The following is a 22,162-nucleotide window of genomic DNA, read 5'->3' on the forward strand; positions in this document are numbered from 1 at the left end:
GGGCTGCCGACGAAGGCGATCTGGATCACCATCGACAAGGATGTGCTCGGCCGCAGCGACGCCGTGACCAACTGGGACCAGGGCGACATGCCGCTCAGCCAGCTGCTGTCGGCTGTCGAGCGGCTGGCCGCGCAGTGCGAGGTGCTCGGGATCGATATCTGCGGCGACTATTCCCGCGCCGTCTTTTCCGACCCGTTGCGGGCGACATTGGCCTATTTCGACCATCCGCCGCGCTTCCAGCCGTCGGCGGATGATCTGGCGATCAATGCGCAGGTCAACGCCGCCCTGCTGGATTGTTTCGAACGGGTGCTGCCATGAGCCTGTCCCTGATCCTCTGGTTCGCATTCTCCGTGATCTGCGACGTTGAAGGCACTCCCCACATCGCCCGACCGGAGATCATCTGGTGACAACCGCCGACTATAGTTTGCGCTATTCGGGGGACGGCACCGGCTTCCTCCTGATCCATGGCCTGGGCGGCACTCCCGTCGAGCTCAGGCTGGTTGGCCGCGCCTTGCTCCGAGCCGGCCACACCGTGCATTGTCCACAACTCGCGGGCCATTGCGGCAGCGAAGCCGATCTGCTGGCGACGCAGTGGCGGGACTGGGCGGACAGCGTTTTCGCCGAGCTCGATCGCATGCGTGCAAATTGCGATCGCATCATCGTCGGTGGGCTCTCGATGGGCGCCGTGCTGGCGATGCATGTGGCCGCACGACGCCAGGCGGATGTCGATGGCCTTGCGCTCTATGCGCCCACTTTGCGCTATGACGGCTGGTCGATCCCACGCTACGCCTTCCTGCTGAAGTGGTTGATCAATACGCCGATGGGGCGCCATTACAGCTTTGCCGAGCGCGAGCCCTACGGCATCAAGCACAAGCGCACCCGGCAGGCGATCGGCGAGGCAATGGCTTCGGGGGATTCCTCAGAAGCTGGTTTGCAGGGCACGCCTTCGCGGGCCCTGCAGCAGATGTGGCAGCTTGTCGACGAGACGCGCAGGCAGATGCCAACGATCACCTGTCCAACGCTTCTGGTCCATGCGCGCGAGGATGATATCGCCGGCCTCTCCAACGCCTTCGAGATACAGCGTCGGCTCGGTGGCCTCGTCGATGTGGTGATCCTCGACGACAGCTACCATCTCGTCACCATCGACCAGCAGCGTGAGATTCTGATCGAGCGCTCGCTGGCGCTGGCGAAGCGGCTCGCGAAGGGCCGCACCACCAAGAGGCTGGTGCCGCTGCGCACTGCCGTGGCGGAATGACTGGCTTTTCCGGCCGTATCGCTGCGCGCGTCGCCGAGATCGCCGCCTGGGACACCTGCCTGCCCGGCGAAGTCGAAAGCCATGACTACTACCGCGCCTGCGACGACGCTGCGGCGACGTCCGGCATCGGCCTGCGCTGCGCCGCCGTCGTCGTCGAGGATGCGTCTGGGATCGCTGCCGTTGCGCCGTTCTTCAGGCTCGACTACCGGCTCGACACGCCCCTGCAGGGACGGTTGCGGCAGATCGCTGACGCGCTGTTCAGTCGCTTTCCTGGCCTCGTCACGCTCAAGGTGATCTGCGTCGGCTCTCCCTATGCCGAGCGCTGCCATCTCGGCTTCGCGCCGCGGCTCGGCGCGGCCGCACGTCAGGAGGCGACGCGGGCCATGCTTGCCGCCCTTGAACAACAGGCGGCAAGGGAGGGCGCGCATCTGCTTGCTTTCAAGGACCTGGCGCCGGCCGAGGATGCCCTGCTCGCCCCGCTGCTCGACGGCGAGGGCTTCGCCCTTCTCGGCAGCCTGCCGGTGGCCGTACTAGACCTGCCCTATCCCGACGAGGATGGCTATCTCGCCTCGCTTTCGGCTGCGACGCGCAAGGACATCCGCCGCAAGCTCGCCAAGGCTAAGGCAGTTCGTATCGAGCATCGCAGCGACATGACAGGGTTGGAAGACGCGATCGGCAACCTCTACGAATCGACCCGCGGCCAGAGTGTGCTCGACTATGGGGAGCTTGAAGTGCTGCCGCCTGGATATTTTGCAGCGGTCAGCAAAGCGCTCGGCGACCGCGCCCTCTTCGTGCTCTACTGGATCGGAGAGGAGCTCGCCGCCTTCAACCTGCTGCTGATCGAACCCGACCGCGTCATCGACAAGTTTCTGGGCATGAGCTATCCGCTGGCCCGCGATCACAATCTCTATGCGGTGAGCTGGATGGCGAATGTGCGCTTCTGCCTGGAACGCGGCATCCGCGAGCTTCAGACCGGGCAGACCGCCTACGCGTCGAAGCTGCGCTTCGGCAGCCGTCTCGTGCCCTCCACCATCCGCTTCCGGCACCGCAACCTGCCGCTGCAGTGGCTACTGGGCCACCTCAGCCCACGGCTCTCCTTCGGGCGGTTCGATCCGAACCTCGCAACGGTCACACCGTAAGGGCGCATATCCGTTGACCCAAAGCGGCTGGGAAGAAATCGTCACGAAGCCGCGACAGGTCAATGGGTTGGTCTCGCAGTGGCAATCCATGAATCCATCCTGCGCGACGCCGATGAGCGCTCGGAGTCGCTGGAACTGCGTCTCAAATACGTCGCGCGGCTGACCACATGATGAGTGGTCGCGCGGACTGAGCGGAGACAGTTCGAAGCTTTGCCTGTGAAATGGCGCGCCATTCAGGATAAAACTGCGAACACCTATGTTATTGAAATCGCGATAAGATTTTAAGTGAAACTCAATCCTGGTGCCACCTCCGCGTTCGCAACTTCCACTTCTCCGCGTCGGAGGCAGCGCTAGACAGCGGATTCGAGGCACTAGTGGCCGGTGGAATCTCGGTTCATTTCCTCCAAAAGCTCGCGCATTGCATCGAACTGTGTACCAAAGCCTTTCCAATCTCCGGACTTCAATCGCTCCACTGCTTGATTGTAGCGATCAAGCGCCTCCCGTGCTTGACTTGCCGCTGGGCCTGTCACGGGCATCCCCTCTGTCGTGCGTGAAGCTGCCGGCGCAGCGCCGGGCTCTATGAACAACGCTGACAAGGCCTCGGCGAGCGTTTCCTTCATTACCACATGTTCACCGTAGGCTGCGATCACACGTTTCAACTCCGGCAGATGTCCGTGCTCCGCTCGCAAATAGAGCGGCGATACATAAAGGATCGAGTTCTCGATCGGGATTGCAAGCAAGTTCGCTCCGCGGATCACCCGTGAACCCATCTGGTTCCACAGGGTGATTTGTTGGGAGATCTCGGTACTTTGATTGATCCGCGCTTCGATCTGGAACGGCCCATAGACAAGCTTTTCCTTGGGAAATTCGTAAACGATCAGCTTGCCGTAGCCGGGCTCATCGCAGCGCGCGGCGAGCCACGCGATCATGTTGTCGCGGCGGCTCGGCACCATCGGGAGCATGAGGAAAAACTCGGCATGCGACTCCCCGGGCAGCCGCATGATGATGTAATAGGGCGCCATCATTGCGGTGCCACCGCCACCTGGTTGGCGAGGAAATTGCCAAAGATCTTCGCGGTTATAGAAAACGTCGGCCGCCTCCATATGGTAGGTTTGATAGAGTTGCGCCTGAATCAAGAACAGGTCCTCCGGATAGCGAATGTGCTTCTGCAGGTCTGAAGGCATGGCCGCGAACGGCTTGAACACGCTCGGAAAGATGCGCCGGTAGGTCGCGGCAATCGGATCGCCGGGATCCATCAGGTAGAAGTCGACGGCCCCGTTATAAGCATCGACGACAACCTTCACCGAATTGCGGATGTAGTTGAGATCGATATCTTGCGCGGGCTGCGCATAGGGGAAGTAGGAGCTCGTCGTGTAGGCATCCTGCATCCAGAACATCCGCCCATTGCTGATGACCAGATAGGGATCGTGATCGAGCAAGAGAAACGGAGCGATCGTGTGTACCCGTTCCCGGATATTGCGGCGGATCATGATCCGGCTGTCGGCCGTGATGTAGCTTGAGAGAAGCAGGTTCGGGTCGTTGAAGTAGTAGGCGAACAGCATTCTTCTCGCCATCGCTCCGATCGGAACGCCGCCGGTACCATCATAGGCCGCATAGACGTTGTCTTTGCCCTTTGGATAATCGAACTCGGGCGCGCTTCCTTTGACGATGACGTAGCTGTCGCTCTCTTCGCCGTAGTAGATGCGCGGCTCGTGGATTTTGGGACCTCCGTCTGCAACGGGAGGAATATCCCGCAAATAGAGGAGAGGCAGTCCTTCAGGACTCTTTCGGGTAACCGGGCTCATCACCGCGCCGTTGCCGTGAGTAAACAGCACGTGGCGGTTGACCCATGTCTGGGCATTTGGCGGCAGCAAGGAGGGGCGTAGTTCGCGAGCCGAGATCATCACGCTTTGGTAGGAACCATCGAGCCAGTAGCGATCAACGTCAGGAGCAAGGAATTTGTAGTAGGTACGAATCTCCTGCAGCTGCGCGTAGGTATCCAACAACGGCTGCCGGTCCCACAGCCTGATATTTTCGATCGTCGCCTTGTTGGCCTCCAGCGTGACGAGAGAGAGCTTCTGTTCGGCGGCAAACGGCTTGGTTGCGATCTGATCGAGATTATAGGCCTGACGGGTGAGCGCGATGTTGCGTTCGATGTACGGCTTCTCCAGCTGTAACTCGCTTGGCCTGACGAAGAACTTCCGGAACAGCACAGGGGCTGCACCGGACAGCACGAAAGAGCCGAGGGCGACGAGGAGGAGCGCGGCCGCAGGAAGCCAGTAAGTGCGCACCCAGAGATTTGCCCACGCGGCGAACGCCGCGATGACCGAAAATCCGATCAATAGCCACAGGCCCGGTAGCCCCATATGGATATCGGTGTAACTGGCGCCGACGACCACACCGTTGTCGCCATAGAGCAGCAGATAGCGGTCAAGACCATAGGACCAAGCCTTCACCGCGAAGAGAAGACCGAGCACTGCCGAGCCGTGAGCGATCACGGTCGGCGAGATTGATCGGTGCTGCACGTCGTATTCGATGTCGCCGTGCACCCAGTAGATCGCTCCGGCGAAAAGCGCGCTCAAGACAAGCGTGAGCAACATCCAGTTCTTGATGAGGATATAGGCGGGCAGCGAGAAGAGGTAGAAGCCGATGTCCTTGTTGAAGAGCGGATCGTCTGCGCCATATGGCACCTGATAGAGATACCGCAGGACGATGCCCCAGTTGCCGACCTCTGCCGCGGCGACGAGCAGCGCGAGCAAACCTGCACCGCCTGCGATAACCGGGGGCCAGGACAGTTGATCGCGCGCGAGCGCAAGCAAATCGGGCGGCGGCATATTGCCGGTAGCTTGCCACGTGAAGCCGGCAACAGATTGTAATGGCTGCCGCCCGGCAAAACGCACTGCGAGCCATCCGTTCAGCCAGAGAGCGGCGGCAGTCGCCGTCCAGACAGCAGAAAAGACGACGGCTTCAGCGCCGAATGTTGTCCAAAAAACCTGCAGATAGCCAATCGAGGAAAACCACAGCCAATCGACCAGCAAGTCACTCGCGTGGCTGAGCAGGATCAGACAAACCCCGACGGCAGCGGCCGCAATGAGGAGCCTGACCACGGCGCTATGCCGTGGTGCCTTCCGTCCGGATCCGGCGATCCCGATCGTCATGGTCTGATTATAGCGGAAATCCGGGACGCCTGCCGATTGCTTCGCGAGCGGGACTGCGCGTCAAGGCGGGGCGACGCGGGTGCTCAAAGCTCCGTCGCCGGGACCACGGAACGAGTGAAGCTGTTTCGAACTCTTGGAGGCAGAGCCGGACCAGCCGATCGCTTCCTCGCCAAGTCAGCCTGGCTCGCATAAAGGAAGCATATCGAGCAAGAGCGCGGCTCTTCCCAGCATGGCCCCAACGGGTGGCACATGCGCACGTTGGAACGTCAGCGCGTGTTCTATGCCAGCGTATGCACCGTCAGATACCGCGGCACTTAAAGTTGATGCCTTGGCCATGTCGGAAACCCACCGACACTAATGCCGCCCGTGCAGTCATGGGTTCGCAGTTTTGTTCGGAGTGGTGGCAATTTGGCGCGACCTACGGGAGTCGAACCCGTCTCCCCAGCGTGAAAGGCTGGTGTCCTAACCGATAGACGAAGGTCGCGAGCCTCTGAATCGACGGCTGCCCGTCGAGAAGCGGGGCGAGGTATAGTGGCAGGGCGCGCCCTCTGCAAGCGCCAGTTTGACGATATCCGGGGAAAGTCTGGACGGGCCCACCGCCACCGGCCTTGTCCGCTAAACCACGACGATCAGCCCGGGCGCGCCATGTCGAGGACGCGCAGCTCGGCGCTCTCGCGACCGCCCCAGCGGTTCAGCGTCAGCGTCGCGGCGAGATGGACGCTCTCGCCGCGCGCCGCCAGCAAGGCGCGCCCCAGCGGCTCCTGCGCCACGCGGAAGGCGATGCCGCCCACGGTCGCGCCGTCGCCGCTCTTGAGCTTGATGCGGACATGGCCGCCGCTGCCGATCTCGACCGCCTCGACCAGGCGATGCGCGGGGAAGACGAAGACCGGCTCGGGACTGCCCGCGCCGAAAGGCCCGGCCTTGTCGATCTCGGCGAGCAGGCGCGGAGTGGCGCCGCCCGCGCTCAGCGCCGCATCGACCAGCAGCGCCTCGGCCTCATCTGCCGCCGCGACCTGCGCCGCCAGCCGCTCGGCCAGGAACGCCTGGAAGGCGGAAGCCTGCCCGGCAGCCAGCGTCACGCCGGCCGCCATGGCGTGGCCGCCGCCCTTGACCGCGAGCCCGGCCTCGACCGCCTCGCGCACGGCCCGGCCGAGATCGACGCCCGCGACCGATCGGCCCGACCCCGTCGCACCGCCCTCCCCGTTCAGGGCGAGCGCGAAGGCCGGGCGCCGGAAGCGCTCCTTCAGGCGTGCCGCGACGAGGCCGACGATGCCGGGATGCCAATCGGCGGAGGCCGCCATCAGCACCGGCTGGTCGGGCAGGCTCATCAGCGCATGGTCCGCCTGCGCGGTCGCTTCCAGAACCGCCTGCCGCTCGATCTCCTGACGCTCCTGATTCAGCCGGTTGAGCTCGGCTGCGATGCTGCGCGCCTCGATCTCATCTTCGGTCAGCAGGAGCCTCGCGCCCAGCGCCGCATCGCCGATGCGCCCGCCGGCATTGATGCGCGGGCCGAGCAGGAAGCCGAGATGCCAAGGCTGCACCGGACCATCGAGCCCCGCGACATCCATCAGCGCAGCCAGTCCCGGCCGCGTCCGCCCCCGCAATATGGCGATGCCCTGGCGCACGAAGGCGCGGTTCAGGCCCTTGAGCGGCACGACATCGGCCACCGTCGCCAGCGCCACGAGATCGAGCGCCGCCAGCAGATCGGGCTCGCCCTCCGCCCTGCCCGCCCAAAAACCTTGCCGCCGCAGCGTGCGGCTGAGGGCGACGAGCGTCAGGAAGACGACACCTGCCGCGCAGAGATGGCCGAGCCCGGAGAGATCGTCCTGCCGGTTGGGATTGACCAATGCTGCGACGGGCGGAAGCAATTCGGGCGCCTGATGGTGATCGAGGACGACGACGTCGAGCCCGAGCCTTTGCGCCTCGGCCAATGGCTCATGGCTGGTGGTGCCGCAATCGACCGTGACCAAGAGCGTCGCGCCTTCGCCCGCCAGCATGCGGATCGCGTCGCTATTGGGGCCATAGCCCTCGATCAGGCGGTCGGGGATATGGATGCGCGGCTGCGCGCCGGCCTGGCGCAGGAAGCCCGCGAGCAGGGCCGCCGAGCAGGCGCCGTCGACATCGTAATCGCCGAAGATCGCAACCTTCTCGCGCCGCTGCGCCGCTGCGGCAAGGCGGGTGGCGGCGGCCTCCATATCGGTCAAGACAGCGGGATCGGGCAGGAGGTCGCGCAGGCGGGGTTCGAGGAAGCGCAAGGCCTCACTGGGCTCGACGCCGCGCCCGGCGAGCAGGCGCGACAAGGTGTCGGGAATGCCTTCGAGCTGCGCCAGGACCTCGGCGCGACCGAGCCCCGCAGCATCCAGCCTGTCGCGCCAGGGCCGGCCGAGCACGGAATGGGACACGCCGAGGAAAAGGCGCTGGGGAATGAGACTCATGGCCTAAGGGCGTCGCGCAGGCGGGCGCATTCGTCAACCGCTACCTGAACAGCAAAAACGCCTTTGGATTTTTGAGCCCTCATCCTGAGGAGCCGCGGAGCGGCGTCTCGAAGGATGCTCCAGTTTGCTCCGGAAACGCTTTCTGGAGCATCCTTCGAGACGCACTTCCTGCGGAAGCGCTCCTCAGGATGAGGGCTGTAGGGTCACATGCGATAGCCCTGACATGACCGCTGCCTGCCTTGCCGGAGCTTGGGCGATCGCCATACTGCGCGGCAAGCAGCCGGGAAAGGGCAGCAGGCGTGGGGCAGGATGCGGACGTCATCATCATCGGAGCCGGCCTCGCCGGGCTCGTGGCCGCGACCGAGCTCGCTGACGCCGGCCGGAAGGTCATCCTGCTCGACCAGGAGCCCGAGCAATCGCTCGGCGGGCAGGCCTTCTGGTCGCTCGGCGGATTGTTCATGGTCGACACGCCCGAGCAGCGCCGCCTGCGCATTCGCGATTCCCACGAACTCGCGGCACAGGACTGGTTCGGCTCGGCCGGGTTCGACCGACCCGAGGACGACTGGCCGCGCGCCTGGGCGCAGGCCTATCTCGACTTCGCCACTGGGGAGAAACGCGCCTGGCTGCATGGGATGGGGATGCGCTGGTTCCCGGTCGTCGGCTGGGCCGAGCGGGGCGGTTCTCTCGCCAGCGGCCACGGCAATAGCGTGCCGCGCTTCCATGTCACCTGGGGCACGGGTCCCGGCGTGCTGGAGCCGTTCCTGCGCCGGCTCAAGGAGGCGCAGGCGCGTGGCCTGGTCGAGCTGCGCTGTCGCCACCGTGTCACCGCGCTGTCCCGCAGCACTGGTGCGGTCGACGGCGTCGCGGGCGAAATCCTGGAGGCGAGCACGGTCGCGCGCGGGGCGAAGAGCTCGCGCGGCGCGGTCGGGGCTTTCGCGCTCAAGGCGCAGGCGGTGATCGTCACCTCCGGCGGCATCGGCGGCAATCATGATCTCGTCCGGGCGAGCTGGCCGCAGCGCCTGGGCGCACCGCCCCGGCGCCTGCTCTCAGGCGTGCCCGACCATGTCGACGGCGCGATGCTGGCGATCGCGGAGGCGGCGGGCGGCCGGCTGATCAATGGCGACCGGATGTGGCACTATGTCGAGGGCATCGCCAATTGGGCGCCGATCTGGCCGCGACACGGCATCCGCATCCTGCCCGGCCCCTCCTCGCTCTGGTTCGACGCGCGCGGCAACCGCCTGCCGGTGCCCTTGTTTCCCGGTTTCGACACGCTCGGCACGCTCGAGCACATCATGAAGACGGGCTACGATTATTCCTGGTTCGTGCTGAACCGCAGCATCATCGCCAAGGAATTCGCGCTCTCGGGCTCCGAGCAGAATCCCGATTTGACCGGGAAGAGCTGGCGCCAGGTGCTGGGACGGGCCGGCGGCGGCGTGCCCGCCCCCGTCCAGGCCTTCATGGACAAGGGCGAGGATTTCATCGTCGAGAACGATGTGTCCCGGCTGGTCGCGCGCATGAACGCGCTTGCCGGCGAGGCGCTGATCGACGAGATCAGGCTCAGGGCCGAGATCGAGGCGCGCGACCGCACGCTCGACAACCCTTTCGGCAAGGATCTGCAGGTCACGGCGCTGCGCGGCGCCCGCGCCTATCTCGGCGACCGCCTGATCCGGACCGCAAAACCGCATCGCATCCTCGACCCTGCGCATGGTCCTCTGATCGCCGTCAGGCTCAATATCCTGACCCGCAAATCATTGGGCGGCCTGATGACGGATTTGTCCGCGCGCGTGCTGGATGGGACGGGCGAGCCGGTGCCCGGGCTCTACGCGGCCGGAGAAGCCGCCGGCTTCGGCGGCGGCGGCCTGCATGGCTATCGCGCGCTCGAAGGCACCTTCCTTGGCGGCTGCCTGTTCTCCGGCCGAACCGCCGGGCGCGCCGCGGCAAAGGCGGTGGGATAAGATACGCCGCTTACACTCGGAACCACGCCGTCATTCCGGGGCGATCCAAAGGATCGAGCCCGGAACCCAGAACCGCAGGTGGTGACGACATGAGCGCTGCCGATGACGGAGCCTGCTTCCCCGCTCCGTCGGTTCTGGGTTCCGGGCTCTACGCTTCGCGTAGCCCCGGAATGACGCAGTGGTTCCGAGCCCAAACAGGCATTCCTGGCTGCCGCTCCGCCCGGCTCACTTGCCCTGCCAGTGCGGCGCGCGCTTGCCGAGGAAGGCTTCCATGCCCTCGCGGAAATCGGCGCTCATATAGCACATCAGGACAAGGTCATCGCCCTGCGGGTGGCCATTGGCCCTGGCGATGCGGCGCAGCGCCTCCTTGGTCGCGCGCATCGTGAGGGGCGCATGGCCTGCGATCGTGGTCGCCAGTTCGCGCATCCGGACGAGGAGCGCGGCATGGTCGGCGACGAGCTCGTTATAGAGCCCGATGCGCTGCCCCTCCTCAGCCTCGATCAAGCGCGCGGTGAAGACGATGTCCTTGACGCGGGCCGGGCCGAGCAGGGTCGCAAGCCGGGCGTAGTTGCTCATCGACAAGCAATTGCCGAGCGTGCGCGCCACCGGAAAGCCGAAACGGGCGGATTGCGTCGCGATCCGGATGTCGCAGGCGCAGGCGATGCTGGCGCCGCCACCCGTCACCGCGCCCGAGATCGCGGCGATGGTCGGAATCGGGCAGCTTTCGATCGCCGTGATGATGCGGTCGATCCGGCTCTCATAGGCCAGCGCATCCTCTGGCGTATTGAAGGCGCGAAACTGCGTGATGTCGGTGCCGGCGGCAAAAGCCTTCTCGCCCGCGCCGGTGAGGACGAGCACTTTCGGGTCGCCATGGCCGGGAAGATCGCCGCAGATCGCGGCGAGCCGCTCATACATCGCGAAGGTCAGCGCGTTGCGAGCCTGGGGGCGGTTGAGCGTGATCGTGCCGATGCCGTCCGCAACGGTATAGAGAATCTCGTCGTCCATGCTCTCTTGCCTCCTTCAGATCGCGCCGCTTTCCCTCAAACGCGTGATCGCGGCCTCGTCATAGCCGAGCTCGCCCAGGATCTCGGCATTGTGCTCGCCCGCCTCGGGCGTCGGCGTCGCCACCGAAGCCGGCGTACGCGACAAGCCGACCGGCTCGCCGACGACACGGATATCGCCGAGCACCGGATGCGAAACCGGCTGCGCAATGCCCAGATGCTGGACCTGGGGATCGTCGAACATCGCGTCGACCGCATAGATCGGCCCGGCCGGCACCGCCGCCGCTTCGAAGGCAGCCAGCCAATGGGCGCTGTCCTGCGTGCTCAGAATCGCCTCGATCAGCACGCGCAATTCGGGCCGCGCCTTGAGCCGCTTCGCCATATTGTCGTAGCGTGGATCGGCCGCGAGGTCGGGGCGGTCGATCGCGCCGCAGAAGGAGCGCCAATGTCCTTCCGCCCCGACGCCGATATTGATGTGGCCGTCGCGCGTCGCATAGACGCCCATCGGCGTCGAATAGGGATGGTCGTTGCCGGCCTGCGGCGGCACCTGGCCCTCGACCAGGAAGCGCGCCGCCTGGAAATCCATCATCGCGATCTGGGCCTCGAGCAGCGAAGTCTGGACCCATTGGCCCTTGCCGGAGACCGCACGCTCCTGCAGCGCCACCAATGCGCCGATCGCGCCATAAAGCCCGGCAGCGGAATCGGCGACCGCGATGCCGGCGCGCACCGGGCCCTGGCCGGGCAGGCCCGTCACCGACATCATTCCGCCCATGCCCTGGGCGATCTGGTCGAAGCCGGCGCGCGTCCGGTAAGGCCCGCTCTGGCCGAAGCCCGAGATCGAGACCAGGATCAGGCGCGGGTTGAGCGCGTGCAGCGTCTCGAAATCGAGGCCGAGCCGCTCCTTCACATCGGGACGGAAGTTCTCGACCAGGAGGTCGGCGCTCTCGATCAGCTTGCGCAGGACCGCCGCGCCGCCTTCCGTCTTCAGGTTGAGCGTCAGCGAGCGCTTGTTGCGATGCAGGTTCTGCATGTCGTAGCCATGCCGTGGCCCGCTCATGTTCTCGTTGGGGTCGAAGCCCGGCGGGCTCTCGACCTTGATCACATCGGCGCCGAAATCCGCGAAGACCCGCACGCAGGTCGGCCCCGCACGCACGCGCGAGAGATCGAGCACGCGGAGACGGTTGAGCGCTGAAGACGGCGTCGGGCGCGGCATGGCTCTCTACAGCAATTCAACGCGCGTTCTTGACGCGAGCCGGTGTCCATTTCGCTCGAAGAACGCGCTAGAGCGGTTTCCGATCCAATTGGATCGTTCAACAGCTCTAGCTCTATGTTTTAACGCGTTTTCTTCACGCGAACCGGTACCCACTTCGCTCGAAAACGCTCCAAGGTTCGAGGAGGCTCTCGCCCCTCGGGCTCAATCCAGCTTGAACTTTCCGAATTCGCGGTGCTCGCCATAGATCCGGCGCACGGTGCCGGTGATCGAGCGATAGACGATCGTCTCGGTCTCGATGACCTCCTTGCCGAACTTGACGCCCTTCAGCATGCCGCCATTGGTGACGCCGGTGGCGCAGACGATGGTATCGCCCGAGGCCATCTCCTCCATGCTGTATTTCCGGTTCGGATCGGTGATGCCCATGGTGAGGGCACGGGCGCGCTTCTCCTCGGTGTCGAGGATGAGGCGGCCCTGCATCTGGCCGCCGACGCAGCGCAGCGCGGCTGCCGCCAGCACGCCCTCAGGCGCGCCGCCGATGCCGAGATAGAGGTCGATGCCGGTCTTCTCCGGCTCGGTGCAGTAGATCACGCCGGCGACGTCGCCATCGGTGATCAGGCGGATCGAGCATCCGGTCTTGCGGACCTCCTCGATCAGCTTGGCATGGCGCGGGCGGTCCATGATCAGGGTCGAGATCTCGCTCGGCTTGACGCCCTTGGCCTTGGCCAGCGCATGGATGTTGTCGGTCGCGGAGGCGTCGAGATCGACCACGCCGCGGGCATAACCCGGGCCGATCGCGATCTTGTCCATGTAGACGTCGGGCGCGTTGAGCAGCTTGCCGGCCTCGGCCATCGCCATCACGGCGATGGAATCGGGCATGTCCTTGGCGCAGAGCGTCGTGCCCTCGAGCGGATCGACGGCGATGTGGACCTTGGGGCCCTGCCTGGTGCCGACCTTCTCGCCGATGAAGAGCATCGGCGCCTCGTCGCGCTCGCCCTCGCCGATGACGATCTCACCGTCGATCGGCAGGCGGTTGAGCTCGCGGCGCATCGCGTCGACCGCCGCCTGGTCCGCCGCCTTCTCGTTGCCGTGGCCGCGCAGGCGCGCGGCCGAAACCGCGGCGCGCTCGGTGACGCGGACCAGCTCCATCGAAAGATAGCGCTCGATGATCTGGTTCGGGGAAATACGGAGGTCTTCGGACATGGATGGCTCCCTTGGGGGCGAATGGCGAGTAGCGAGTGGCGAATGGAACTCCACTCGCCACTCGCCATTCGCTACTCGCGCTCTATACGGATGACTTGCGGCGGTTCCGCGATATGGCCGTCGGCAGAAACCTTCTCCAGCGCCGCCCGGATCGCGGATTCGCTGGTGGCGTAAGTGATGAGCACGACCGGGACCGGCGCTCCGGAACGCCCGGAGGGGTCGCGCGCGGCGGCGCTCTCCGAACGGCGCTGGACGATGCTTTCGAGCGAGATGTCGGCTTGCGCCATGCGGGTCGCGATTGCGGCGGCGGCTCCGGGATGGTCGAGCACGGCAAGCCGGACGTAGTAGCCGCCCTCATGCCGCTGCATCGGCGCACGCGTCGGCGTTTCCAGCCGCGCCACAGGCAGGCCGAAAGGCAGGCCCGCCGTGCCGCGCGCGACATCGGCGATATCGGCGACGACGGCCGAGGCCGTCGGGTCGCCGCCCGCACCGGGGCCGACCAGGGTGATCTCGCGGACCGCATCGGCGTCGATGGTGACGGCGTTGGTCACGCCCATCACCTGCGCGATGGCAGAGGATTTCGGCACCATGGTCGGGTGCACGCGCTGTTCGATGCCGGTCTTGGTACGTTCGGCGACGCCGAGCAGCTTGATCCGGTAGCCGAGCTCGTCGGCCATCTTCAGGTCGAGCGGAGCGATCGAGGAAATGCCTTCGACATGAATTGCTTCGGCATCGATCTTCGTCCCGAATGCCAGGCTGGTCAGGATGGCGAGCTTATGGGCGGTATCGTAGCCCTCGACGTCGAAGGTCGGGTCGGCCTCGGCATAGCCCAGGCGCTGGGCGTCGGCGAGGCAGGCCTCGAAGGTCAGCCCCTCCATCTCCATGCGCGAGAGGATGTAGTTGCAGGTGCCGTTCAGGATGCCATAGAGCCGCGTAACATTGTTGCCCGACAAAGCCTCGCGCAGCGTCTTCACCACCGGGATGCCGCCGGCCGACGACGCCTCGAAGGCCAGCGCCACGCCCTTCTCCTCGGCAAGCGTCGCCAGCGCAACGCCATGATGGGCGAGCAGCGCCTTGTTGGCGGTGACGACGGATTTACCGGAGGCGAGCGCAGCCTCGACCGCAGCCTTGGCCGGGCCGTCCGAGCCGCCGACAAGCTCGACCAGGCAGTCGATCTCCGATGATTTCGCCAGCGCGACGGGGTCGTCGAACCAGGTCAGGCCGGCAAGATCGACGCCGCGATCCCGGGTCCTGTCGCGCGCCGAGACGGCGGTGACGCGAATGGCGCGACCGCAGCGGGCGGCGAGCGCATTCTCCTGCCGGCGCAGGATGCGCAGCACGGAGGCTCCAACGGTGCCAAGCCCGGCAAGGCCGATGCGAAGCGGCGAGGATTGTGGCGAGGGAGGCGCGAGGGTCATGTGGCGCGGGGTCGCATGAGGGGAGGCGCGAGTCAACGGCGCAGCTCGGGATGACCTGCCATTCACGCCGGCTCGAGCGATTTGACCATGAAGATGCTCAACGGGTCGTTGGCATAGGAGCCGAACGGTCCGCACTCCTTGAAACCGATACGCCGGTAGAGCCCCAGGGCCTCATCCGACTTGATGCCCGTCTCCAGGAACATCTGCCGGACACCGTCCCGAGCAGCGGCAGCCTCGATTGCCTGGACGAGCCGGAGGCCGACGCCCTGCCCTCTCGCAGCGGGATCGACGAACAGGCGCTTGATTTCGGCCGAGCCGTCCGGGAAGACGGCATAGCCGCCGCAGCCCAGCGCCTTGCCATCCGCCCTTGCGACGAAGAACCGAATATTATCCGCCAGCAGCGCCGCCAGGGGCGATCCGACCCTGTGCTCAGATGGATAGAGCGCCGAGGAGCGCTCATCCGCCTGCCTGAGGAAATCAACGACGCTCGGCTGATCCGGGCTTTCCCGCTGAACCACGATCGTCACAGAACCTTCTCCGCACGCAGTGCTCAGTCGAAGCGGCAGACCACCTCGGCTGCAACCCGCTTCACCTTCTTCTCGGCGAAGCTCAGATGGATCCGCAGCAGGTTGTTGCCGAAGGCCGTGGCCTTGATCGTCCGCAGCGCCTCCAGCGAAGCGCCGTCCCAGGCCGTCGAATTCTCGATCACGGGGCGCCAGAACCAGGGCTTCGGCGGCACGATGGTCACGCTCTCCAGCACCTGCTCGGCCTGCGCCTGTTCAGTGCCCAGCGGGATATAGCGGGTGACGATCTCGGTCGCGTCCCGGCCGCAATCGCGCGCCGTCGTCGCGGCCAGCACATCGGCGACCAGTGGCGAATCCGTCTGGGGCAGTCGCCCGCGCGAATAATCATAGGTGGCGACAAGGCTGATCAACGCGAACAGGCCGAAGCCGATGCCGATCAGACGGCCTTTTGAGAACATCTCACGCGCCTTGAGCCCCGAGTCGGACGGGCGTGTCCGTGACCAAGGGGTTCCCATGTTTCGCAGGCGCGGTCCAGTGCTTACGGCCCTTCTGACACCCTCCCGGTCATCCCGGACGCAGCCCCCGGGTCCGATCTTCGATCGGCCCAAGGATAAACTCAGCGGAGATCCGGGATCCATCGTAGAGTTCAGCGGCCTTCGATGGATCCCGGGCAAGCCCGGGATGACGCGGTGGTTGGTCCAGGCGTCGTGCCCGGACTGGCTTACGCCCTCACCCGGCCTTCGGCATCTGGATAACGTTGTGCAGGGTCTGGTCCGCCGTCTTGAGGAAGCGGCCGATATTGCGGGCCGCCTGGCGGATGCGCTGTTCGTTCTCGACGATCGCGATGCGGACGAAATCGTCGCCATGCTCGCCGAAACCGATGCCCGGTGCGACCGCGACCTCGGCCTTCTCGATCAAGAGCTTCGAGAACTCCAGCGAGCCGAGATGGCGGAACTTCTCCGGAATCGGCACCCAGGCGAACATCGAGGCCTGCGGCACGGGCACCTCCCAGCCGGCCTTGCCGAAACTCTCGACCAGCGCGTCGCGGCGCTTGCGATAGATCTCGCGCATCTCGCGGATGCAATCGTCGGGACCGTTCAGGGCCGCCGCCGCCGCGACCTGGATCGGCGTGTAGGCGCCGTAGTCGAGATAGGACTTCACCCGCGCCAAAGCGGCGAGAAGCCGCTCATTGCCGACGGCGAAGCCCATGCGCCAGCCCGCCATCGAGAAGGTCTTGGACATCGAGGTGAACTCGACCGCCACATCGATCGCACCCGGAACCTGCAGCATCGAGGGCGGCGGATTGCTGTCGTCGAAATAGACCTCGGCATAGGCGAGGTCGGAGAGCAGGATCAGCTCGTGCTTCTTCGCGAAGGCGACGAGATCACGGTAGAAGTCGAGCGAGGCAGTGAAGGCCGTCGGGTTCGCCGGATAGCAGGTGACGAGCGCGATCGGCTTCGGCACGGAATGGATGATCGCCCGCTCCAGCGCCGGGAAGAATGCCGGCGTCGGCTCGGCCGGAACCGAGCGGATGACACCGCCCGCCATCAGGAAGCCGAAGGCGTGGATCGGATAGCTCGGATTGGGCACCAGCACGACATCGCCCGGGCCGGTGATGGCCTGCGCCATATTGGCGAAGCCTTCCTTGGAGCCGAGCGTCGCCACGACCTGCGTCTCCGGATTCAGCTTCACGCCGAAGCGCCGCTCGTAATAATGCGCCTGGGCGCGGCGCAGGCCGCCGATGCCCTTGGAGGCCGAATAACGGTCGGTGCGCGGCTTGCCGGCGGTCTCGACCAGCTTCTCGATGACATGCCTTGGGGCCGGCAAGTCGGGATTGCCCATGCCGAGATCGACGATGTCGACGCCCTTGGCGCGTTCGGCTGCCTTGATCTTGTTGACCTGTTCGAAGACGTAGGGCGGCAAGCGCTTGATGCGGTGAAAATCGGCCATATCGAACAGATCCCTCGCCAGGACGGCGGACTTGTGATGCACGCAAGTCAGATCCTTGCGCCAAGGGTGCTTAGCACCGCATCTTCGGTCTTGGCAGCCCTAAAAACGCAAGAATCGATCGAACGCTCCAAAAGAGCCGGTTTCCCCGGCCGATACGGGTTCAGTTCGTCGGCTGCGCCGCAGCGGGCGCCGGCGCCGGCAAGGCCTTGCCGAGCGAGACGGCCTGGGCCCCTGCCGCATCATTGGCAATTCGCCTGGCCTCGAGCTGGCTCTCGATCTGCTTGAACTCGGCGCGCCGCTTGCAGGGGTCGGTCGGCTTCTGATCAGGCACCGGAGCCGCGAAACGGGCGGCCTGCCCCGTCGGCGTATAGGCCGGCGGCGGCGTCGGGCCGGCGCATAGGGGATTGACGGCGATCGTCTTGTTGATCGGGATATAGGCCGGATCGACAGGGCGGGTCTGCTGCACGAAGCTCTTGGCCTCCTGCGGGGTCGTGGCGATTCCGGCGACTTCGGCAACCGTCTTGACCGGTCCTTCGCCCGCGCAGCCTGCCAGCGACAGGGCAAGCATGGCCGGCCCCAGCAGCATGGTCATCGATTTCATCATGGGCGGATCGAAGAGCATGAGCGGTTCCGGCGCATTGTCGATTTTTGTTTGTCAATCATATCGGCTACGTCCTTAATGGGACCAAAATGGGGAGTGTTAAGCTGCCCCGCAGAATAAAGCGACGGGAGAAGAGGCGCCATGAATCGGCCAAAGGACGACAAGCCGAGACTGGACGCCGGTTCACCCGATGCCGCGCCGGAGACCCTAGCGCCCGACTTCGATCAATTCACGCAGAATATGGGCCGCCTGGTCGAGGAATACGGCAAGGTCACCGCAGCCTATCTGAAGCCGATCGAGCGCGGCGAGGCCAAACCGGCTGCGACCGAAGAGGTCAGCGAGATGGTCAAGACGCTCGGCCGGGTCGCCGAGCGCTGGGTCAGCGATCCCCGCAAGATCATCGAGGCGCAGGCCTCGATCACCGCCGATTTCCTCAGCCTGTGGAGCGCTACGCTGAAGCGCGTCAGCGGCGAGGCGACCGAGCCCGTGGCCCAGCCCGACAAGCGCGACGCGCGCTTCAACGACCCCGACTGGTCGGCGCATCCGATGTTCGACTTCGTCAAGCAGGCCTATCTCATCGGCTCGCGCTGGGCCGAGGACATGGTCGAGCGCACCGAGGACATCGACCCGCATACGCGCGAGAAGGCGCGATTCTACGTCAAGCAGATCGCCGGCGCGCTCTCGCCCTCGAACTTCGTCGCGACCAACCCCGAATTGCTGCGCGAGACGCTGCGGCAGAACGGCGAGAATCTCGTGCGCGGCATGAAGATGCTGGCCGAGGACATCGAGGCCGGCAAGGGCGAGCTCAAGATCCGCCAGTCGGACGCGCATGCCTTCGAGGTCGGCGTCAACATCGCCACCACGCCGGGCAAGGTGATCTTCCGCAACGAGATCATGGAGCTGATCCAGTACGCGCCGGCAACCGAGCAGGTGTTGAAGCGCCCGCTCCTGATCGTGCCGCCCTGGATCAACAAATTCTACATCCTCGACCTCAACGCCGAGAAGAGCTTCATCCGCTGGTGCGTATCGCAGGGTCTCACCGTCTTCTGCATCTCCTGGGTCAACCCCGACGAGCGCCACGCCAACAAGGATTTCGAGAGCTATATGCGCGAGGGCATCTTTGCTGCGCTCGACGCCATCGAACAGGCAACGGGCGAGAAGCGCGTCACCGCGATCGGCTATTGCGTCGGCGGCACGCTGCTCGGCGTCGCCCTGGCCTATATGGCGGCAACAAAAGACAAGCGCATCGACAGCGCCACCTTCTTCACGACGCAGGTGGATTTCTCCAAGGCCGGCGAACTGTCCGTCTTCGTCGACGAGAACCAGATTCGCGCGGTCGAGGAGAAGATGGCCAAGAGCGGCTATCTCGACGGCTCGCGCATGGCCGGCGCCTTCAACATGCTGCGGCCCAACGACCTGATCTGGTCCTATGCGATCAACAACTACCTCAAGGGCAAGGCCCCGACCGCCTTCGACCTGCTCTACTGGAACGCCGATTCGACCCGGATGCCGGCCGCCAACCACTCCTTCTACCTGCGCAACTGCTATCTTGAGAACAAGCTCTCAAAGGGCGAGATGCGCATCGGGGGCGAGACGCTCGACCTGAAGAAGGTGACGATCCCGATCTATAATCTGGCCGCGCGTGAGGACCATATCGCCCCGGCGCCGTCGGTCTTCCTCGGCTCGCAATGCTTCGGCGGCCCTGTCGATTACGTCGTGGCGGGCTCGGGCCATATCGCCGGCGTGGTCAACCCGCCCACCAAGGTCAAATATCAGTACTGGACCGGCGGCAAGGCGGAAGGGCGCTACGAGGACTGGATCGCGGCGGCGACCGAGCATCCCGGCTCCTGGTGGCCGCATTGGTTCGCCTGGATCGAGGCGCAGGCGACAAAGCGCGTCCCGGCGCGCCAGCCCGGAGACGGCAAGCTGCCGGCGCTGGAGGATGCGCCGGGGAGCTATGTGAAGATGAAGGCCTAGACGGAAAACGGGGGCGAGTCGGACGGCTCTCGCCCCTGAACCGACCTAGGTCATGAACTTCACCGGCTGACGCAGGATCGTTTTGAGCTTGGCCGGTTCGGTCCTGCGCGGATCGCTCAGATAGATCTCGTGATGTGGACCGTTGAAGGCCAATCCCTTGCTGGGCATCACCTCGCCATGGAGCCGGGCCAGGACCGGCCCCTCCTCATCATAGCTGCCCAGATGCAGGGTCTGGAGCGATAGCCCTTCGTCATAGGGTTCGAGGCGCAGGCTCCGTGGGGGCTCGCCGAGCTTCCCGCCTGTCTTGGCCAGCGCGCTCTCGAATATGTCACGGGTCACGAAATCGGGGACCATGATCATCATCGTCCAGCGCCACCGGTCCTTTTCGCGCCGGATGAAGCTCTTGGGATCGTCGGCCCACCACAATCCTTCCAGCGGCGGCACCACATAGTCCCTGCCGAGACCCGCCTTCGCGGAGAACTTCATGGCGTAGCTGAGCCCGTAGAGCCATTCGATCGCCGAACGGTAAGCCGGAGCGCTGTTGGGATCGCCTTCGCCGTCCGCCTTCACGAACCGCATCTGCGGCACTTCGACCGGAACGAACTCCCCGACTGGGGGGCTATAGAGCGGCCTCAGGCTCTTTCTGAAATCGATCTTCGCCATCCTCGGCCCTTTCCCGCCGCGCCGCCCTTCTCGTTCGTGCCTTTCCAGCCGTCGCGAGCATTGCCCACCCCGCGCTCCCCCAAGCTAGCAACAAAAAAGCCGGCCCGAAGGCCGGCTTTTCCCTTGTGTGGAGGCTCCGCTCAGTTCTTGCGGACGACCGGGCGCAACGGGACCGTCTCGGCCGGGTTGTCCCAGCGATAGGTCAGGCCGACCGAAGCGATGTGGATATAGGGTTTGGCCTCGGCGGTGTAGAACACGGCGGCCTGCTGAGGATGGCTGCCAGTGTAGTTCACGCTCGCCTTCTTCACATCGATATAGGTGTAGCCGAGATCGAGCTTCAGCTTGTCGGTAACCTGATAGCTCAAGCCGGCCGAGAGCCAGAGACGATCATTGTCGGCAATGAAGATCGTCCGGTTGCGGTCGTTCACGGCCGAGAGCTCGTAGCCGACACCGGCACGCAGCGTCAGCGCGCTGCTGTACTTGTATTCCGCGCCCAGCGAGAAATACCAGGCATCGTCATATTGGAAGTTCAGGCTCGTGACCGGCGCGCCATTCAGCTGGCTGACGATCGGAATGTTGCGGAAGCGGCTCCAATTCGTCCATTCCACGCCGGCATGGACCTGCCACTGATCATTGATCACCTGCGACACGCCCAACACCACCGAATCGGGCAGGTTGAGGTTGGCCTTGACCGGAATGACTGCTGCCGGGGTGCGGAACGTACCCTCAAGCGTCTGGCGCACCTCGGAGCGATAGGCCAGGCCGATCGAGGTTCCCTGGAACGGCGTCAAGGTGATACCGAAGCGATAGCCGAAGTCGATCGTATCGCCTTCGAGGATGACCGGTGCCGCCGTCGGGCCGACGCCCGAGGCCTGCTTCAGCGCGGCATTGAAATACTGGACCTGTAGCGCAGCGCCGACCGAGAGCCAGTCGTTCACCTGGTAGCCGACGGTCGGCGAGACGTTGATCGTCTGCACCTTGGCCGAGCGGCCATAGACCTGTCCGGCATTGACCTGCTGGTCGGGCTTCGAGCGCAGGCCGTACGGCGCGCCGGTGGTCACGCCGAGCCAGAAGCGGTCGGTGAGCTGCCAGGCGCTATAGGAGGCGGGGATGAAGGCGCCGTCGCCGCCGAGATTGCCGGTGCCGTTCTGGATCGGGCTCAGCGGGCCTAGCGGCGAGCCCAGGCGCGTGGCCGCGGTCGGCTGATAATCGGCATTCGCGTTGAGATAGGTGAAGTTCCAGTTGCTGTTGCGGCCTGGGAACATGGTGATCGTGGCCGGGTTCCAGGCCATCGCACCCATGCCGATGCCGCCCGAGGCGGCGCCGGCATAGGCCATGCCGAGCCCTTCGGCGCTCTGGCCGCTGCGGATGGCGAAGGAGCTGGCGGAGGCTGAGCCGGCCGCGAGAAGAGCAGCTGCCGAAACGGTTGCCGCGGCGATGAGGCGAACGGTGCTCTTCATCCTAATCCATCCCTTTGATTGCATTTTTCGAGGTCGAAGTGCCTCGCTGACGCCACCATGACGTGAGGCCGGTTTGGCCGCAATCCCGCCGCAAGCGCCCTAAAAACGCCGCAACTTCGCTTGTTTCCGAAGCGGCATGCCGGAAAACCGCCAAAAACATGCCGATTTCCAGCGTCGCCGCAAAGCCCTGCGGCCAAAACGATCGTTTACATA

At 65.0% G+C, this 22,162-nt stretch carries 16 protein-coding genes, 1 tRNA gene and 1 pseudogene; 5 read left to right on the forward strand and 13 right to left on the reverse strand.

Going from position 1 to position 22,162, the window contains the following annotated elements:
- From CYD53_RS30275 to CYD53_RS13560, 3 genes and pseudogenes are all read left to right on the forward strand, one after another.
- Positions 1–318 (forward strand): annotated as a pseudogene (locus CYD53_RS30275) (arginase); the annotation flags it as partial.
- An 85-nt stretch (positions 319–403) separates the two neighbouring features.
- Positions 404–1,255, forward strand: coding sequence for an alpha/beta hydrolase (locus CYD53_RS13555; RefSeq protein ID WP_210202340.1), 852 nt, complete (start codon positions 404–406; stop codon positions 1,253–1,255).
- Positions 1,252–2,394, forward strand: coding sequence for a GNAT family N-acetyltransferase (locus CYD53_RS13560; protein WP_103718630.1), 1,143 nt, complete (start codon positions 1,252–1,254; stop codon positions 2,392–2,394). The genes CYD53_RS13555 and CYD53_RS13560 overlap by 4 nt, the downstream gene beginning before the upstream one ends.
- 371 nt (positions 2,395–2,765) lie before the next feature.
- On the opposite strand, the gene CYD53_RS13565 is transcribed toward CYD53_RS13560, so the two are convergent.
- The 3 genes from CYD53_RS13565 to recJ form a co-directional block, all read right to left on the reverse strand.
- On the reverse strand, positions 2,766–5,552 hold the full coding sequence (locus CYD53_RS13565) for a UPF0182 family membrane protein (RefSeq protein WP_103718631.1): 2,787 nt from the start codon (positions 5,550–5,552) through the stop codon (positions 2,766–2,768).
- A 409-nt stretch (positions 5,553–5,961) separates the two neighbouring features.
- Positions 5,962–6,036: transfer RNA gene (locus CYD53_RS13570), tRNA-Glu, on the reverse strand.
- A gap of 145 nt (positions 6,037–6,181) precedes the next feature.
- Positions 6,182–7,987 carry a single-stranded-DNA-specific exonuclease RecJ gene (gene recJ / locus CYD53_RS13575; protein ID WP_103718632.1) on the reverse strand — a complete coding sequence of 602 codons (1,806 nt, stop codon included), beginning with the start codon at positions 7,985–7,987 and terminating at the stop codon, positions 6,182–6,184.
- A gap of 299 nt (positions 7,988–8,286) precedes the next feature.
- Here recJ and CYD53_RS13580 point away from each other — a divergent pair, with 299 nt between their 5' ends.
- Positions 8,287–9,942, forward strand: a complete 1,656-nt coding sequence (locus tag CYD53_RS13580) for an FAD-binding dehydrogenase (RefSeq protein WP_103718633.1) — start codon at positions 8,287–8,289, stop codon at positions 9,940–9,942.
- Between the two features lie 225 nt (positions 9,943–10,167).
- Here CYD53_RS13580 and CYD53_RS13585 read toward each other — a convergent pair whose 3' ends face one another.
- The 8 genes from CYD53_RS13585 to CYD53_RS13615 all read right to left on the reverse strand — a co-directional run bounded on the left by CYD53_RS13585 (position 10,168) and on the right by CYD53_RS13615 (position 17,870).
- A complete protein-coding gene (locus tag CYD53_RS13585) occupies positions 10,168–10,947 on the reverse strand; it encodes an enoyl-CoA hydratase/isomerase family protein (protein ID WP_103718634.1) in 780 nt (259 codons plus the stop codon).
- A gap of 15 nt (positions 10,948–10,962) precedes the next feature.
- A complete protein-coding gene (locus CYD53_RS13590; protein WP_103718635.1) occupies positions 10,963–12,156 on the reverse strand; it encodes a CaiB/BaiF CoA transferase family protein in 1,194 nt (397 codons plus the stop codon).
- A gap of 201 nt (positions 12,157–12,357) precedes the next feature.
- Positions 12,358–13,356, reverse strand: a complete 999-nt coding sequence (gene glpX / locus CYD53_RS13595; RefSeq protein WP_103718636.1) for a class II fructose-bisphosphatase — start codon at positions 13,354–13,356, stop codon at positions 12,358–12,360.
- A gap of 71 nt (positions 13,357–13,427) precedes the next feature.
- A complete protein-coding gene (locus tag CYD53_RS13600; protein WP_103718637.1) occupies positions 13,428–14,774 on the reverse strand; it encodes a homoserine dehydrogenase in 1,347 nt (448 codons plus the stop codon).
- A gap of 62 nt (positions 14,775–14,836) precedes the next feature.
- Complete coding sequence (locus CYD53_RS13605; protein ID WP_181011858.1) at positions 14,837–15,301, reverse strand: GNAT family N-acetyltransferase; 465 nt, start codon at positions 15,299–15,301, stop codon at positions 14,837–14,839.
- A 23-nt stretch (positions 15,302–15,324) separates the two neighbouring features.
- Positions 15,325–15,756 carry a hypothetical protein gene (locus tag CYD53_RS30280; RefSeq protein WP_181011859.1) on the reverse strand — a complete coding sequence of 144 codons (432 nt, stop codon included), beginning with the start codon at positions 15,754–15,756 and terminating at the stop codon, positions 15,325–15,327.
- 271 nt (positions 15,757–16,027) lie between these two features.
- Complete coding sequence (locus tag CYD53_RS13610) at positions 16,028–17,248, reverse strand: LL-diaminopimelate aminotransferase (RefSeq protein ID WP_103718852.1); 1,221 nt, start codon at positions 17,246–17,248, stop codon at positions 16,028–16,030.
- A gap of 160 nt (positions 17,249–17,408) precedes the next feature.
- Positions 17,409–17,870, reverse strand: a complete 462-nt coding sequence (locus CYD53_RS13615) for a hypothetical protein (RefSeq protein ID WP_103718639.1) — start codon at positions 17,868–17,870, stop codon at positions 17,409–17,411.
- A gap of 219 nt (positions 17,871–18,089) precedes the next feature.
- Between CYD53_RS13615 and CYD53_RS13620 the strand changes: the two genes are divergently transcribed.
- On the forward strand, positions 18,090–19,826 hold the full coding sequence (locus tag CYD53_RS13620) for a PHA/PHB synthase family protein (RefSeq protein WP_245928242.1): 1,737 nt from the start codon (positions 18,090–18,092) through the stop codon (positions 19,824–19,826).
- Between the two features lie 45 nt (positions 19,827–19,871).
- On the opposite strand, the gene CYD53_RS13625 is transcribed toward CYD53_RS13620, so the two are convergent.
- Both CYD53_RS13625 and CYD53_RS13630 read right to left on the reverse strand, forming a co-directional pair.
- A complete protein-coding gene (locus CYD53_RS13625; protein ID WP_103718641.1) occupies positions 19,872–20,489 on the reverse strand; it encodes a GyrI-like domain-containing protein in 618 nt (205 codons plus the stop codon).
- Between the two features lie 140 nt (positions 20,490–20,629).
- Positions 20,630–21,949: an OmpP1/FadL family transporter gene (locus CYD53_RS13630; protein ID WP_103718642.1), complete on the reverse strand. Its 1,320-nt coding sequence runs from the start codon at positions 21,947–21,949 to the stop codon at positions 20,630–20,632.
- Positions 21,950–22,162 lie beyond the last annotated feature (213 nt).

It is taken from the genome of Allobosea psychrotolerans, assembly GCF_002917105.1.
Classification (GTDB): domain Bacteria; phylum Pseudomonadota; class Alphaproteobacteria; order Rhizobiales; family Beijerinckiaceae; genus Allobosea; species Allobosea psychrotolerans.

Coding starts and splice junctions, on each gene's coding strand:
- CYD53_RS13630 (WP_103718642.1), bottom strand. CDS start 21,949: ATGAAGAGCACCGTTCGCCTCATCGCCGCGGCAACCGTTTCGGCAGCT.
- CYD53_RS30280 (WP_181011859.1), bottom strand. CDS start 15,756: ATGTTCTCAAAAGGCCGTCTGATCGGCATCGGCTTCGGCCTGTTCGCG.
- CYD53_RS13620 (WP_245928242.1), top strand. CDS start 18,090: ATGGGCCGCCTGGTCGAGGAATACGGCAAGGTCACCGCAGCCTATCTG.
- CYD53_RS13610 (WP_103718852.1), bottom strand. CDS start 17,248: ATGGCCGATTTTCACCGCATCAAGCGCTTGCCGCCCTACGTCTTCGAA.
- CYD53_RS13625 (WP_103718641.1), bottom strand. CDS start 20,489: ATGGCGAAGATCGATTTCAGAAAGAGCCTGAGGCCGCTCTATAGCCCC.
- CYD53_RS13565 (WP_103718631.1), bottom strand. CDS start 5,552: ATGACGATCGGGATCGCCGGATCCGGACGGAAGGCACCACGGCATAGC.
- CYD53_RS13560 (WP_103718630.1), top strand. CDS start 1,252: ATGACTGGCTTTTCCGGCCGTATCGCTGCGCGCGTCGCCGAGATCGCC.
- glpX (WP_103718636.1), bottom strand. CDS start 13,356: ATGTCCGAAGACCTCCGTATTTCCCCGAACCAGATCATCGAGCGCTAT.
- CYD53_RS13585 (WP_103718634.1), bottom strand. CDS start 10,947: ATGGACGACGAGATTCTCTATACCGTTGCGGACGGCATCGGCACGATC.
- recJ (WP_103718632.1), bottom strand. CDS start 7,987: ATGAGTCTCATTCCCCAGCGCCTTTTCCTCGGCGTGTCCCATTCCGTG.
- CYD53_RS13590 (WP_103718635.1), bottom strand. CDS start 12,156: ATGCCGCGCCCGACGCCGTCTTCAGCGCTCAACCGTCTCCGCGTGCTC.
- CYD53_RS13600 (WP_103718637.1), bottom strand. CDS start 14,774: ATGACCCTCGCGCCTCCCTCGCCACAATCCTCGCCGCTTCGCATCGGC.
- CYD53_RS13615 (WP_103718639.1), bottom strand. CDS start 17,870: ATGCTCTTCGATCCGCCCATGATGAAATCGATGACCATGCTGCTGGGG.